The sequence below is a fragment of the Mycobacteroides sp. H001 genome, from assembly GCF_001440005.1.
Lineage (GTDB): Bacteria > Actinomycetota > Actinomycetes > Mycobacteriales > Mycobacteriaceae > Mycobacterium > Mycobacterium gwanakae.
The window spans coordinates 199,735-213,839 of sequence record NZ_LJYH01000025.1 but is presented as its reverse complement, the minus strand read 5'-3'; the positions used below and the strand labels follow the sequence as shown (position 1 = coordinate 213,839).

Annotated in this window: 14 protein-coding genes; 12 read left to right on the top strand and 2 right to left on the bottom strand. The window is 65.6% G+C overall.

Annotation, left to right across the window (positions count from 1 at the left end; translation table 11 throughout):
• Positions 1–4: 4 nt before the first annotated feature.
• Genes AOT83_RS10010 through nusB form a run of 3 tightly spaced genes read left to right on the top strand, consistent with a single transcriptional unit; the run spans position 5 to position 2,183 of the window.
• Positions 5–1,105: a Xaa-Pro peptidase family protein gene (locus tag AOT83_RS10010; protein WP_057965967.1), complete on the top strand. Its 1,101-nt coding sequence runs from the start codon at positions 5–7 to the stop codon at positions 1,103–1,105.
• A gap of 36 nt (positions 1,106–1,141) precedes the next feature.
• Positions 1,142–1,705: an elongation factor P gene (gene efp, locus AOT83_RS10005; protein ID WP_030093559.1), complete on the top strand. Its 564-nt coding sequence runs from the start codon at positions 1,142–1,144 to the stop codon at positions 1,703–1,705.
• The gene (gene nusB, locus AOT83_RS10000) at positions 1,698–2,183 is read left to right on the top strand and encodes a transcription antitermination factor NusB (protein WP_044103937.1); all 486 of its coding nucleotides are present in this window, start codon (positions 1,698–1,700) and stop codon (positions 2,181–2,183) included. The genes efp and nusB overlap by 8 nt, the downstream gene beginning before the upstream one ends.
• A gap of 1 nt (position 2,184) precedes the next feature.
• On the opposite strand, the gene AOT83_RS09995 is transcribed toward nusB, so the two are convergent.
• A complete protein-coding gene (locus tag AOT83_RS09995; protein ID WP_057965966.1) occupies positions 2,185–2,613 on the bottom strand; it encodes a nitroreductase family deazaflavin-dependent oxidoreductase in 429 nt (142 codons plus the stop codon).
• 144 nt (positions 2,614–2,757) lie between these two features.
• Here AOT83_RS09995 and AOT83_RS09990 point away from each other — a divergent pair, with 144 nt between their 5' ends.
• The 3 genes from AOT83_RS09990 to AOT83_RS09980 are packed head-to-tail and all read left to right on the top strand — an operon-like array spanning position 2,758 to position 4,960.
• Positions 2,758–3,684 (top strand): DUF4259 domain-containing protein, encoded by a 927-nt coding sequence (locus AOT83_RS09990; RefSeq protein WP_057965965.1) that lies wholly within the window; start codon positions 2,758–2,760, stop codon positions 3,682–3,684.
• Complete coding sequence (locus AOT83_RS09985) at positions 3,677–4,225, top strand: hypothetical protein (protein WP_057979799.1); 549 nt, start codon at positions 3,677–3,679, stop codon at positions 4,223–4,225. The genes AOT83_RS09990 and AOT83_RS09985 overlap by 8 nt, the downstream gene beginning before the upstream one ends.
• A gap of 51 nt (positions 4,226–4,276) precedes the next feature.
• The gene (locus AOT83_RS09980) at positions 4,277–4,960 is read left to right on the top strand and encodes a class I SAM-dependent methyltransferase (protein WP_057965963.1); all 684 of its coding nucleotides are present in this window, start codon (positions 4,277–4,279) and stop codon (positions 4,958–4,960) included.
• An 8-nt stretch (positions 4,961–4,968) separates the two neighbouring features.
• On the opposite strand, the gene AOT83_RS09975 is transcribed toward AOT83_RS09980, so the two are convergent.
• Complete coding sequence (locus AOT83_RS09975) at positions 4,969–6,189, bottom strand: serine hydrolase domain-containing protein (protein WP_057965962.1); 1,221 nt, start codon at positions 6,187–6,189, stop codon at positions 4,969–4,971.
• Positions 6,190–6,330: 141 nt separating this feature from the next.
• Between AOT83_RS09975 and pyrR the strand changes: the two genes are divergently transcribed.
• From pyrR to carB, 6 genes are read left to right on the top strand one after another with little or no spacing between them, the layout of a single operon-like run.
• Positions 6,331–6,879, top strand: coding sequence for a bifunctional pyr operon transcriptional regulator/uracil phosphoribosyltransferase PyrR (pyrR, locus tag AOT83_RS09970; protein WP_030093552.1), 549 nt, complete (start codon positions 6,331–6,333; stop codon positions 6,877–6,879).
• Positions 6,834–7,832 carry an aspartate carbamoyltransferase catalytic subunit gene (locus tag AOT83_RS09965; protein ID WP_196325571.1) on the top strand — a complete coding sequence of 333 codons (999 nt, stop codon included), beginning with the start codon at positions 6,834–6,836 and terminating at the stop codon, positions 7,830–7,832. Before pyrR ends, AOT83_RS09965 begins: the two co-directional genes overlap by 46 nt.
• On the top strand, positions 7,829–9,130 hold the full coding sequence (locus AOT83_RS09960) for a dihydroorotase (protein ID WP_057965960.1): 1,302 nt from the start codon (positions 7,829–7,831) through the stop codon (positions 9,128–9,130). The genes AOT83_RS09965 and AOT83_RS09960 overlap by 4 nt, the downstream gene beginning before the upstream one ends.
• Positions 9,127–9,624: a hypothetical protein gene (locus tag AOT83_RS09955; protein WP_057965959.1), complete on the top strand. Its 498-nt coding sequence runs from the start codon at positions 9,127–9,129 to the stop codon at positions 9,622–9,624. Before AOT83_RS09960 ends, AOT83_RS09955 begins: the two co-directional genes overlap by 4 nt.
• Positions 9,621–10,751, top strand: coding sequence for a glutamine-hydrolyzing carbamoyl-phosphate synthase small subunit (carA, locus tag AOT83_RS09950; RefSeq protein ID WP_057965958.1), 1,131 nt, complete (start codon positions 9,621–9,623; stop codon positions 10,749–10,751). The genes AOT83_RS09955 and carA overlap by 4 nt, the downstream gene beginning before the upstream one ends.
• Complete coding sequence (gene carB, locus AOT83_RS09945) at positions 10,751–14,089, top strand: carbamoyl-phosphate synthase large subunit (RefSeq protein WP_057965957.1); 3,339 nt, start codon at positions 10,751–10,753, stop codon at positions 14,087–14,089. Before carA ends, carB begins: the two co-directional genes overlap by 1 nt.
• The last annotated feature ends 16 nt before the right edge of the window (positions 14,090–14,105 follow it).

Below are 14,105 nucleotides of genomic sequence, written 5' to 3'. Positions count from 1 at the left end.
ACCTATGACGACCGTCCTCAGCCATATCGATCGCCGGGAACGACTGCGCGAGGGTCTGCGCGCCGACGGACTCGATGCGCTTCTGATCACCGACCTGGTCAACATTCGCTATCTGACGGGTTTCACGGGGTCCGCCGCCGCACTATGGGTGGCCGCGAGCGACGGAGCGGATGAGAAGGCGACCGTGTTGTGCACCGATGGCCGCTACCGCACCCAGGCCGCCGCGCAGGTTCCGGATCTGCGTGCACTGATCGACCGTGGCTACGGCGCGGCGCTGATCGCGTCGGCCGCCGCCGGACGCGCAGGATTCGAAAGCCACGTGGTCACCGTCGACGGATTCGACAAATTGAGCGCGGCGGCCGGGCACGTCGAGTTGGTCCGGGCCCCGAACCGGGTGGAGAAACTCCGGGAAGTGAAGGACGAATCCGAGGTGCTCCTCCTCGAAAGAGCCTGCGCTGCAGCAGATACCGCGTTATCGGCCTTGATCGAGACGGGCGGGATCCGGCCTGGGCGCACCGAGCGTGATGTCGCCCGCGACCTGGAGAACCTCATGTGTGAACATGGAGCCGACGGCGCGTCGTTCGAGACCATCGTCGCGGCCGGCCCGCATTCGGCGATACCGCACCACCGACCCACCGACGCGGTGCTGGCCACCGGCGACTTCGTAAAGATCGACTTCGGTGCACTGGTCGCCGGCTATCACTCGGACATGACCCGGACCCTGGTGCTGGGATCGGTGTCGCCGTGGCAGCAGGAGATCTACGAACTGGTGCTGGTCGCACAGGCGGCGGGGCGGGAGGCCCTGGCGCCCGGAGCATCGCTGAAGGGTGTGGACGCCGCGGCCCGCGATGTCATCGCCGCCGCCGGATACGGACAGAACTTCGGTCACGGCCTCGGCCACGGTGTGGGGTTGCAGATCCACGAAGCACCGGGTATCGGTGCCGGCGCCACCGGTACACTGCTTGCTGGCTCGGCGGTGACAGTCGAGCCAGGGGTCTACCTGCCCGACCGGGGCGGAGTCCGGATCGAGGACACGCTCGTGGTGCGGCCCGACGGGCCGGAGCTATTGACCCGGTTCCCCAAGGAACTCACCGTCATTAATTGAGTAGTACTGAACAGTTACGCAAGGAGATAGACGACTGTGGCTTCAACCGCCGATTTCAAGAACGGCCTGGTGCTCAACATCGATGGTCAGCTGTGGCAGATCACCGAGTTCCAGCACGTGAAGCCCGGTAAGGGACCGGCGTTCGTGCGCACCAAGCTCAAGAACGTGCTGTCGGGCAAGGTCGTCGACAAGACCTTCAACGCGGGCGTGAAGGTCGAGACCGCGACCGTCGACCGGCGCGACACCACCTACCTGTACCGCGACGGCGACTCGTTCGTGTTCATGGACAGCCAGGATTACGAGCAGCATCACCTCACTCCCGAGCTGGTCGGCGACGCACACCGGTTCCTGCTGGAGAGCATGACCGTGCAGGTCGCGTTCAACGAGGGCGCGCCGCTGTACATCGAGCTGCCAGTGTCGGTCGAGCTGGTGGTGACGCACACCGAGCCGGGCCTGCAGGGTGATCGTTCCAGTGCGGGCACCAAGCCGGCGACGATGGAAACCGGCGCCGAGATCCAGGTGCCGCTGTTCATCAACACCGGTGACCGCCTCAAGGTCGACACGCGCGACGCCAGCTACCTCGGCCGCGTGAATGGCTGATAGCGGTTCGACCGGCCGCGCCTCCGCCAAGGGCGGCCGCCGCAAGGCGCGTAAGCGGGCAGTGGACCTGCTGTTCGAGGCCGAGGCGCGGGATATGACGGCAGCCGCCGTGGCCGATGAGCGTCGCGGCCTGGCGGAGGCGAAGCCCGACGTGGAGCCGCTGAACCCCTACACGGTGACGGTCGCGCACGGTGTCACCGAGCACGCCACGCACATCGACGAGCTGATCTCCTCGCATCTGCAGGGATGGACGCTGGCCAGGCTGCCCGCGGTGGACCGCGCGATCATGCGCGTCGCGGTGTGGGAGCTGCTCCATGCCGAGGACGTGCCCGAGGTGGTGGCCGTCGATGAAGCGGTCGAACTGGCCAAGCAGCTTTCCACCGATGAGTCACCGGCGTTCGTGAACGGCGTGCTGGGTCAGCTCATGCTCGTGACCCCGCACATCCGCGGTGGCTCGGCTTCCGGCTCCGCGGAATAGGTCAGTCGAGGCGTATCTCGAACACAGGGATCACCCGGTCCGTGAGGGTCTCGTACTCGGCGAATCCGGGTGCGCGCTGTTTGACGATCGCGAACACTCGATCACGCTCGGCGCGGGGGAGTTCGACGGCCGTGGCCTTTGTTTTCGGGTTGGCGCCGATCTCCACGGCGACATCGGGGTTGGCGCGCAGGTTCGCCACCCAGGCGGGGTTCTTCGGTCTTCCCGCCGACGAACCGACGATGTAGGCCTTGCCGTCGATATCGAAGTAGGCCAACGGGTTCACGCGTTCGGCGCCCGATTTGGCTCCAGTGCTCGTCAAGAGCATGAGCGGAAAACCCTCGAATTGGCCGCCAACCTTGCCGCCGTTGGCGCGGAACTCGGCGATGTTGGCCTCGTTGAATGATTGCTCGCTGCCCGATGGTTCGGTCATGGTCGCCTCGATTCTCTCGGTGATGCCGCGAGCCTATCGGCCGGTCCTGAGTGTGATCCGGACAGCAACATGGACAATAGGCGCGCGCCTCGGCTCAAGTACGTTGAGATGCGCTAGGTGGGGTGTTCTGCCACTATTAGCTGCGTGGGAGCCTGGGGTGCTGGACCGTTTGACAACGATGACGCTGCTGACTTCTTGGGCGATCTCAGGCAGGGTGACGATATCGAGCTTCAACTGGCGCGATGCCTGCGCCTGGCGAATGCTGACTACCTAGAGGCGCCGGAGGGGTCGGCGGTGGTCGCTGCCGCTGCGGTGATTGCCCTGCGATGTTCGGGCGAGGTCGATGCGGGCGCGGAGCGGTGGTCGGAAGCGGTGGCCGACATCGCCATAAAGCAAACCCAGGCATATGCGCTTGCGGTCCTGGCCCGCGGCGCGATCGCCCGGGTGCAGGCTCCGGGCAGTGAACTCGCCGATCTGTGGACCGAAGCGGATCCCGCTGAGTGGGTGGCTGAGGTGGCGGCTATCGAGCGTTCACTGCGCGGTGTCGAGGGGGATGGGTACCAGGACTGGGCCCCGTATCCGGACCTCACCAACGCCGCGACCGTCGGACTCCGGGACCCGAAGGTGGCGCTCGACGCGCTGCGAGCGGTGGTCGACATCTCGGAGGTGTCTGCATTCGTTCTGGATCGCGAACCAGCTGAGCAGTCGGAAGGTCTGTGGCAGGAGGTGGCGCTGACCGACGGCCGCAGGCTTGTGATGTGGCACGGCGAGGACAAGTCCGGACTGATCGGCTCCTCCGAGTTCACTTCATCGATCCGTGTGATTCCGCTGGGCGCGATCACCGACCGTCAGCTGAAGACGACGTATCAACAGCTTGGTACGGAGCGCTCGCTGCTCGCCGTCGAATTGTGGCTCTCGACGGTGACTCCGGAAAAGAGTCGTGCGGTCTCCATCTCGGAAACCGAGTGGGAAGTGCAGGATTTCTACTTCGCCAAGTCGATCGTGGACGGCGGTCTCGCGCAGATGGAACGGCTTCTTCAATTCGGGCGGGCGGTGGCACAACGTGTTTGACAGAGATGCCGACTGGGCGGCCATCCCTCATTTGGGTGCTGCGATTGGAGTTTTCACGCCGCATGCCTGGATGGCGATCGATCAACTACGCCGGGTGGTCGACGTAGCGCAGGTGGGCACCTTCCTGCTGAACCGAGGCTGCGAGCACGGGGCGTGGGGTGAGAAGTGGTGGTACGAGATTGCGCTGGTCGACAGTGGGCGGCTGATTCTGTGGTTCGTCAGGGAGGGGCACTGCGCGGGGCATGACGAGCGGCCCCCGCATCCCACGGTATCGGTGACCCTGCGCACCATCCCGCTGTCCGAAATCACCGATAAGTCCCTGAAGGTCGACTACGACGTCGCGCCGGACGGCGCCGTGACCATGACGACGGTTGACCTGACGCTCTACACCTCGACCACCACGCGTACCGTCAAAGCTTCGCTGGAGGAATACCGGCACAGCATCGAGCACTTCCAGTTCTCGAAGTATTCCAGTCATGGTGTGGCACAGATGAATCGACTCATCGATTTCGCGCACGCGGTGTCCCGGGAGATTCGTTGATCAAATGTCAGGTGCATTGACACGCGTCGCCGGATTCGGCATCCTGGGTCCATGACCGAGAACCTGCAAGACATGTTCGAATCCTCGTATCGGGGTGAGGCGCCCGAGCAGCTCGCCGCTCGGCCGCCGTGGAGCATCGGGCAGCCGCAGCCTGAAATCCTGACGCTCATCGAGCAGGGCAAGGTGCACGGCGACGTGTTGGATGCCGGGTGTGGGGAGGCCGCGACCGCTCTGTACCTCGCCGAGCGAGGCCATGCCGCCGTCGGCCTGGACGCCGCGCCCACGGCGATCGAGCTGGCCAAGGGTTATGCGGCCGAGCGCGGCCTGACCAATGTCACCTTTGACGTTGCCGACATCTCGAACTTCACGGGGTACGACGGACGCTTCGGGACGATCATCGACTCGACGCTGTTCCATTCGATGCCCGTCGCCTTGCGTGAGGGATATCAGCAGTCGATCGTGCGTGCCGCGGCACCGGGCGCCACGTACATCGTGCTGGTTTTCGACAAGGCGGGCTTCCCCCCGGACATCGACGGGCCCTATCCCGTCACCGAACCCGAGCTGCGCGCGATCGTCTCCAAGTTCTGGACCATCGACGACATCAGCCCGGCGCGGCTGTACGCCAACGGCGAGGGATTCAAGGACGGCGCGGCGCAGAGCTTCGCCGAAGTCCGTGAAGAGCCCAACGGCCGAGTCTCGATGGCGGGCTGGCTGCTACAGGCACACCTGGACTGACCCGGCGCTCACAGCGCGGCGTAGACGGCCTGCGCGAACTGAATGTGCAACAGCTGCAGACGCAGGGTGGATGTGCTCGCCAACGCGGCTTTGGGGTCCAGGTCGGGCATCCGCCACTGCGGCAAGAACATGAGGATCGCGTCGGCCTTCGGGTCGGCGTGCCACCATGTTCCGAACGCGCCAGGCCAGCCGAAGGTGCCGGCGCCGCCGGGGCCGAACAACGCGGCCGCATTCGGATCCAGGACGACCGACAAGCCCAGGCCGAAGCCGCGTCCGGTCCAGTACGGCAGGCCGAATGCCGGCAGTTCTCGCTGAGCGGGCGTGAGCCGGTTGGCGCGCAATGCCGCGGTGGACTCCGGGGAGAGAATGCGGACCCCGTCGGCCTCGCCGCCACCCAGCAGTGCCCGCGCAAAGGTCAGGTAGTCGCCTGCGGTACTTGCCAGCGCTCCGCCGCCACGACACAGCGCCGGGGCCGACGTGGGCATCGAGGTGAGATAGCCACGGTCGGCCGCCACGACCTGGTCGTGATCGTCGAGGCCATACAGGCGTGCCAGTCGTCCGGCCTTGTGTTCGGGAACGAAGAAGTCGGTATCCGACATGCGCAGCGGATCCAGGATTCGTTGACGCAGCAGCTCGTTGAGCGGCAGCCCGGCCGCGCGGGCGATCAGTAACCCGAGCACATCGGTCGAATGGCTGTAGTGGAAACGCTCTCCGGGCGGGTACACCAGCGGCAGCGCGGCGATGGCCGCTATCCATGCGTCGGGCTCACTGAATGTCGCCGTGTGCAGTGGCTGATAGGCCTTCGCGATAGGTCCGGTCGCGATGAAGTCGTAGGTCAGACCGCTGCGGTGGGTCAGCAGATCCTCCACCGTGATGGTGCGGGGCGCCCGGAACGTGTCATCCAACGGCCCACCCGGATCCTTGAGCACCCGCATGTCGGCGAACTCCGGCAGCCACGTGGTGATCGGGTCGTTCAAGCGGATCGTGCCGTCGTCGACGAGGGCCATGGCTGCCGCGCTGATGACCGGCTTGGTCATGGAAGCGATACGGAAAATGGTGTTCTCGGCCATGGACAGGCCCGCCTCGATATCGCGGTGTCCGGTCGCCCCCAGATGTTTGAGCTGCCCGCCCTGCCACACCAGCGTCACCGCTCCGGCCAGGATGCGGTCATTGACCGCCGCCCGGATCGGGGCAAGGGCGGCGTCGAAGGCGGAGTTGGGCTGGGGCATAACTCCATCCTGTCAGCCGAGGCCGGTGGGTGCCCGGATGCTAAGCTCCCTGGCGATAAGTGACATCCTTTAACGATCCGTCCAGTGAGGCGGAGAAGGAGGTCTCGCGTAAGCGTGGGCGCATTACCAGAGGGACGCGAACTGTTGTCCGCCGCAGATGTCGGCAGGACCATCTCGCGTATCGCGCATCAAATCATCGAGAAGACCGCTCTTTCCGATTCCAGTGACGCTCCCCGCGTCGTGCTGGTCGGTATCCCGACACGCGGCGCCACCCTGGCCAAACGATTGGCCGCCCACATCACCGAGTTCTCCGGTGTCGAGGTGCCCGCCGGATTCCTGGACATCACGCTCTACCGCGATGACTTGCGCAACAAACCCCACCGCCCGCTGGAACGCACCTCCATTCCTGAAGGCGGGGTCGATGGCGCCCTGGTGGTGCTCGTCGACGACGTGTTGTTCTCGGGACGCACGGTGCGTTCGGCGCTCGACGCGCTGCGGGATCTGGGCCGGCCGCGGGCGGTGCAACTGGCGGTGCTGGTTGATCGCGGGCACCGTGAACTGCCGTTGCGCGCCGATTACGTCGGCAAGAACGTGCCGACCGCGCGCTCCGAAGACGTCAAGGTGCTGCTGGCCGAACACGACGGATGCGACGCCGTGGTCATCAACAGTGCGCAGGGGGAGGCCTCGTGAAGCATCTGCTGTCCGCGGCCGACCTGACCCGCGACGAGGCCACCGCCATCCTCGACGACGCCGACCGGTTTCTGCAGGCCCTGGCGGGACGTGAGGTCAAAAAGCTGCCCACCCTGCGCGGGCGCACCATCATCACGATGTTCTATGAGAACTCCACGCGGACAAGGGTTTCCTTCGAAGTGGCGGGGAAGTGGATGAGTGCCGACGTTATCAACGTCAGTGCGTCCGGTTCCTCGGTGGCCAAAGGTGAATCGCTGCGCGACACCGCCCTGACCTTGCGCGCGATCGGCGCTGACGCGTTGATCGTCCGTCACCCGGCCTCCGGGGTCGCCGCGCAGCTTGCGCAGTGGACGTCAGAAGGACTGGCCGGCGGTCCCGCTGTGATCAATGCCGGCGACGGCACCCATGAACATCCGACGCAGGCACTGCTTGACGCGCTCACCATTCGGCAGCGGCTGGGCGGTCTGGAAGGTCGCCGCATCGTGATCGTCGGGGACATCCTGCACAGTCGAGTCGCTCGATCGAACGCTCTGCTGCTCAATACGTTCGGCGCCGAGGTGGTGCTGGTAGCTCCACCTACGCTGCTGCCCGTTGGCGTCGAGACGTGGCCGGTGACGGTCAGTCACGACTTGGATGCCGAGCTACCGGGTGCCGACGCGGTGCTGATGCTGCGGGTGCAGGCCGAGCGTATGACCGGTGGCTTCTTCCCCTCGGCGCGCGAGTACTCGGTGCTGTACGGATTGTCCGAGGCCCGGCAGCGGCTGCTCGCCGAACACGCGGTGGTGCTGCATCCGGGCCCGATGCTGCGCGGTATGGAAATCGCGTCCTCCGTGGCCGACTCGTCGCAATCAGCTGTTCTGCAACAGGTATCGAATGGAGTGCATATCCGCATGGCCGTGCTGTTCCACCTGCTGGTCGGGTCGTCCGACAGCTCAGAGGCGGTGCCCGCATGAGTGTCCTGATCAAGGGCGTACTGCTGTATGGGGAGGGCGAGCAGGTCGACGTCCTCATCGAAGACGGCCAGATCACCCGCATCGAGGCCGGTATCGGAGCGGGTATCGAGACGGAAGTCGACACCGCCATCGAGGCGCCGGGGCAGGTGCTGTTGCCGGGATTCGTCGACCTGCACACGCATCTGCGTGAACCGGGGCGTGAAGACACCGAGACCATCGACTCCGGCTCGGCGGCAGCGGCTTTGGGCGGGTACACCGCCGTCTTCGCGATGGCCAACACGAATCCGGTGGCAGACAGCCCCGTGGTGACCGATCACGTGTGGCAGCGCGGCCAGCAGGTCGGATTGGTCGACGTACATCCGGTAGGTGCCGTCACGGTCGGGCTGGAAGGCAAGCAGCTCACCGAGATGGCGATGATGGCACGTGGTGCGGGCCGGGTGCGGATGTTCTCCGATGACGGCAAATGCGTGCACGATCCGCTGATCATGCGGCGCGCTCTCGAATACGCCAAGGGCTTGGGTGTGCTCATCGCCCAACATGCCGAGGAACCGCGGCTCACCGTCGGATCGGTGGCGCATGAGGGGGCCACCGCGGCCAAGTTGGGCCTGACCGGGTGGCCCCGCGCCGCCGAGGAATCCATCGTCGCGCGGGATGCGATTTTGTCACGCGACAGCGGTGCTCCGGTGCACATCTGTCACGCATCCACCGCCGGCACCGTCGAGCTGCTGAAATGGGCCAAGGGGCAAGGCATTTCCATCACCGCCGAGGTGACTCCGCACCATCTGCTGCTCGATGACGGCCGGCTGGCCTCCTACGATGGTGTGTATCGGGTAAATCCGCCGCTGCGGGAGTCGACCGACGCCCAGGCATTGCGCCGGGCCCTCGCCGACGGGGTGATCGACTGTGTGGCAACCGACCACGCACCGCACGCCGATCACGAGAAATGCTGCGAGTTCGCGGCGGCCCGCCCCGGAATGCTCGGGTTGGAGACTGCGCTGTCGGTGGTCGTGGAGACCATGGTGAAAACGGGATTGCTGACCTGGCGCGATATCGCCAGGGTGATGAGTGAGCGGCCGGCGCAGATCGTCGGTCTGCCCGATCAGGGGCGTCCGTTGGCAGTCGGCGAGCCCGCCAACCTGACGATCGTTGACCCCGACGCCACCTGGACCGTCAGTGGCGACGGATTGGCCAGCAAGTCGGCCAACACCCCATTCGAATCGATGACGTTGCCTGCCACCGTGACCGCGACGCTGCTGCGCGGCCGTATCACCGCACGGGACGGCAAGGTGACCCAATGAACCACGGCGACTTCATCGGTGCCCTCATCATGGCGGGCGCCTCGCTCACCTTGACTGTGCTGCTCGCCCGCCTGATGTGGCGTGGCTGGCGCGCACGCGGCCAACGTCAGATCGACACCGTGGGGGAACTGCCCGTGGTGCCCGCCGAGCGCGGCGACATCGTTATCGAACCCGCGGATGGCCTCTACGTCGGCAGCACCATCGCGCCGGACTGGCAGGACCGAATCGCGGTGGGCGACTTGGGCTACCGCGCGAACGCCACCTTGACCAGATACACCGGCGGGATCCTGCTGGAACGCAGCGGCACCGGGGACATCTGGATTCCCGCCGACGTCATCACCGAGATCCGTACGGCCAAGGCGCTGGCGGGCAAGGTGCTTACTCACGACGGAATTCTTGCGATCCGGTGGCGGCTGCCCTCGGGCACCGAGATCGACACCGGATTTTTGGCACGACCGCGAAGCGAATATCAGGAATGGAAGCAGGCGTCATGAGTGACAAGGCGGTGCTCGTTCTCGAAGACGGGCGGGTGTTCACCGGCAAGCCGTTCGGGGCGGTGGGTGAAACTCTCGGCGAGGCGGTGTTCTGCACGGCCATGTCGGGTTACCAAGAAACCCTGACCGACCCGAGCTATCACCGGCAGATCGTGGTGGCAACAGCGCCGCAGATCGGTAACACCGGATGGAACGACGAGGACGACGAGAGTCGCGGCGGCAAGATCTGGGTTGCCGGATATGCGGTGCGCGACCCTTCGAACCGGGTCTCGAATTGGCGCGCCACAGGGTCCCTGGATGATGCCCTCAAGGGGCAGCACATTGTCGGCATCGCCGGAATCGACACCCGGGCCGTCGTCCGTCACCTGCGTACCCGTGGGTCGATGAAGGCGGGCATCTTCAGCGGGACAGTTGCCGACGCGCCCACCGACTTCCTGCTGTCGCGCGTCAACGGCCAGCCCTCGATGCTGGGTGCGGACCTGGCAGGGGAGGTGAGCACCGACGACACCTACATTGTGGAACCCGATGGCGCGCACCGGTTCACCGTGGCCGCTATAGACCTGGGGATCAAGACCAACACCCCACGCAACTTCACGCAACGCGGTATCCGCGTACAGGTGGTGCCCTCGTCCATCAGCCCGGACGAGCTGCTCGCGCTGGCGCCCGACGGTGTGTTCCTGTCCAACGGGCCGGGCGACCCGGCCACCGCGGATCACGTGGTGGCGGTGACACAGGCGGTGCTGCAACAGAAAATCCCGCTGTTCGGCATCTGCTTCGGCAATCAGCTGCTGGGCCGGGCATTGGGCAGGTCCACCTACAAGATGACCTTCGGGCATCGCGGTATCAATATCCCGGTCATCGATCATTCGACCGGCCGAGTGGCGATCACCGCGCAGAACCACGGGTTCGCGCTTGAAGGCGAGGCCGGTGAACAGTTCGACACACCGTACGGGCGCGCCGAGGTAAGCCACACCTGCGCCAACGATGGCACGGTGGAGGGAATCCGGCTGCTGGACGGATCGGCTTTCTCGGTGCAGTACCACCCGGAGGCGGCGGCCGGCCCGCACGACGCCGAGTACCTCTTTGACCAGTTCGTTACGGCACTTGAGAATCGGGGTAATCGCTGATGCCACGTCGCACAGACCTCAACCACATCCTGGTCATCGGGTCGGGACCCATCGTGATCGGCCAGGCCTGCGAGTTCGACTACTCGGGCACCCAGGCCTGCCGTGTGCTGCGGTCAGAGGGGCTCCAGGTCAGTCTCGTCAACTCGAACCCGGCGACGATCATGACCGACCCGGAGTACGCCGACAACACCTACGTCGAGCCGATCACCGCTGAGTTTGTCGAGAAAGTCCTTGCCGCACAAGCGGAGAAGGGCAACAAGATCGACGCGCTGTTGCCCACGCTGGGCGGCCAGACCGCGTTGAACACCGCGGTCGCGCTCTACGAGAACGGTGCACTCGACCGGTACAACGTGGAGCTCATCGGCGCCAACTTCGAGGCAATCCAGCGCGGCGAGGACAGGCAGCGGTTCAAGGACATCGTCGCGAAGGTCGGCGGCGAGTCGGCGAAGTCCCGCGTCTGTTTCACCATGGACGAGGTCCGCGACACCGTCGCCGACCTCGGGCTGCCGGTCGTGGTGCGCCCGTCCTTCACCATGGGTGGCTTGGGCTCCGGCATGGCCTACACCCCCGAGGATGTCGAGCGGATGGCGGGCGAGGGACTCTCGGCATCCCCGTCGGCGAATGTGCTGATCGAGGAATCCATCTACGGCTGGAAGGAATTCGAGCTCGAGCTGATGCGCGACAGCCGCGACAACGTGGTGGTCGTGTGCTCGATCGAGAACGTCGATCCGATGGGCGTGCACACCGGAGACTCGGTGACAGTGGCTCCGGCGATGACGCTGACGGACCGCGAGTATCAGAAGATGCGTGACCTCGGTATCGCGATCCTGCGCGAGGTCGGCGTGGACACCGGCGGCTGCAACATCCAGTTCGCCATCAACCCGCGCGACGGTCGCCTCATCGTCATCGAGATGAACCCACGCGTATCGCGCTCCAGCGCGTTGGCCTCCAAGGCAACCGGATTCCCCATCGCCAAGATCGCGGCCAAGCTGGCGATCGGGTACACGCTCGACGAGATCGTGAACGACATCACCAAGGAGACCCCGGCCTGTTTCGAGCCGACTCTGGACTACGTCGTCGTCAAGGCCCCGCGATTCGCCTTCGAGAAGTTCCCCGGCGCCGACGCCACCTTGACCACCACCATGAAATCGGTGGGTGAGGCAATGTCCCTGGGGCGCAACTTCGCTGAGGCACTCGGGAAGGTCATGCGCTCGCTGGAGACCTCCGCGGCGGGCTTCTGGACCGACAACGCCAGCCCCATCGAGGATCTGGATACGTTCCTGCAGGAGCTGCGGGTGCCACGTGACGGGCGGCTCTACGGTATCGAACACGCGCTGGGTGCCGGTGTCTCCGTTGAGCAGGTGGCCGAGATCACCGGTGTCGACCCGTGGTTCGTGGAAGAGATCGCGCAGATTCACCAGCTCGGTACCGAGTTGCGTGAGGCACCGATCCTTGACGAGGAACTGCTGCGCAGGGCCAAGCACTACGGGCTCTCGGATCGCCAGATCGCGGCACTGCGACCGGAATTGGCGGGGGAGGACGGGGTGCGATCGTTGCGCCACCGGATGGGAATCCGGCCGGTGTACAAGACAGTCGACACCTGCGCCGCCGAATTCGAGGCCAAGACTCCGTACCATTATTCGAGCTACGAGCTGGATCCGGCCGCGGAGTCGGAGGTGGCCCCGCAGACCGAGCGGCCCAAGGTGCTCATCCTCGGGTCGGGCCCCAACCGCATCGGCCAGGGTATCGAGTTCGACTACAGCTGCGTGCACGCGGCAACCACGTTGTCGCAGGCCGGATTCGAGACCATCATGGTCAACTGCAACCCGGAAACGGTGTCCACCGACTATGACACCGCCGACCGCCTGTACTTCGAACCGCTGACGTTCGAGGATGTGCTGGAGGTGTTCCACGCTGAAAATGAGTCCGGTCGCGGTGGACCGGGTGTTGTCGGTGTGATCGTGCAGCTCGGCGGACAGACCCCGCTGGGGCTGGCGAAGCGTTTGGCCGATGCCGGCGTGCCGGTGGTGGGCACCAGCCCGGCGGCCATCGATCGCGCCGAGGACCGGGGCGTGTTCGGGGATCTGCTGGTGTCGGCCGGTCTGCCGGCGCCTCGATTCGGCACGGCGACGACCTTCGAGCAGGCCAGGCAGATCGCCTCCGATATCGGTTACCCGGTGCTGGTGCGACCGTCCTACGTGCTGGGTGGACGGGGTATGGAGATCGTCTACGACGAGGACACCCTGCACGGCTACATCACGCGGGCCACCCAGCTCTCACCCGAGCACCCCGTGCTCGTCGACCGTTTCCTCGAGGATGCCATCGAGATCGATGTCGACGCGTTGTGCGATGGCACCGAGGTTTACCTCGGCGGCGTCATGGAGCACATCGAGGAGGCCGGTATTCACTCCGGCGACTCGGCGTGCGCGCTACCGCCGGTAACCCTGGGCCGCAGCGATATCGAAAAGGTTCGCAATGCCACCGAGGCCATCGCGCATGGAATCGGAGTCGTGGGCCTGCTCAATGTGCAGTACGCGCTCAAGGACGATGTGCTGTACGTCCTGGAGGCCAACCCACGTGCGAGCCGAACGGTTCCATTCGTGTCGAAGGCCACTGCGGTTCCGTTGGCCAAGGCGTGCTCACGGATCATGCTGGGCGCCACCATTGCCGGTCTGCGCGAGGAAGGACTGCTGCCCGCTGACGGCGACGGCGCCACCCTGCCGCCGGGCGCTCCGGTAGCGGTCAAGGAGGCGGTGCTGCCGTTCCACCGTTTCCGCAAGGCGGATGGCAGCCAGGTGGATTCCCTGCTCGGGCCGGAGATGAAGTCCACCGGCGAGGTCATGGGCATCGACGCCGACTTCGGTAGCGCGTTCGCCAAGAGCCAGACCGCCGCGTACGGGTCGTTGCCGAAGGAGGGCACGATCTTCGTCTCAGTGGCCAACCGTGACAAGCGCTCCCTGGTGTTCCCGGTGAAGCGACTGGCCGATCTCGGATTCAAGGTGCTCGCGACCGAAGGTACGGCAGAAATGCTGCGCCGTAATGGAATACCGTGCGAAGAGGTGCGCAAGCACTATCAGGGCGCCGAGGACGGATTGCCCCCGCGGTCCTCGGTCGACGTCATCAAGGCCGGTGAGGTCGCGATGGTCATCAACACCCCGTACGGGAACTCCGGCCCCCGTGTCGACGGATACGAGATCCGTTCGGCCGCGGTGTCGATGAACATTCCGTGCATCACCACGGTGCAGGGTGCGTCGGCCGCGGTGCAGGGGATCGAGGCGGGTATCCGTGGGGATATCGGCGTGCGGTCGCTGCAGGAACTCCACGCGGGCTTGCGATGAGGCCCCCGCACGCGGG

Coding starts and splice junctions, on each gene's coding strand:
- AOT83_RS10010 (WP_057965967.1), top strand. CDS start 5: ATGACGACCGTCCTCAGCCATATCGATCGCCGGGAACGACTGCGCGAG.
- nusB (WP_044103937.1), top strand. CDS start 1,698: ATGGCTGATAGCGGTTCGACCGGCCGCGCCTCCGCCAAGGGCGGCCGC.
- AOT83_RS09995 (WP_057965966.1), bottom strand. CDS start 2,613: ATGACCGAACCATCGGGCAGCGAGCAATCATTCAACGAGGCCAACATC.
- AOT83_RS09980 (WP_057965963.1), top strand. CDS start 4,277: ATGACCGAGAACCTGCAAGACATGTTCGAATCCTCGTATCGGGGTGAG.
- AOT83_RS09975 (WP_057965962.1), bottom strand. CDS start 6,189: ATGCCCCAGCCCAACTCCGCCTTCGACGCCGCCCTTGCCCCGATCCGG.
- AOT83_RS09965 (WP_196325571.1), top strand. CDS start 6,834: ATGCGACGCCGTGGTCATCAACAGTGCGCAGGGGGAGGCCTCGTGAAG.
- AOT83_RS09960 (WP_057965960.1), top strand. CDS start 7,829: ATGAGTGTCCTGATCAAGGGCGTACTGCTGTATGGGGAGGGCGAGCAG.
- AOT83_RS09955 (WP_057965959.1), top strand. CDS start 9,127: ATGAACCACGGCGACTTCATCGGTGCCCTCATCATGGCGGGCGCCTCG.
- carA (WP_057965958.1), top strand. CDS start 9,621: ATGAGTGACAAGGCGGTGCTCGTTCTCGAAGACGGGCGGGTGTTCACC.
- carB (WP_057965957.1), top strand. CDS start 10,751: ATGCCACGTCGCACAGACCTCAACCACATCCTGGTCATCGGGTCGGGA.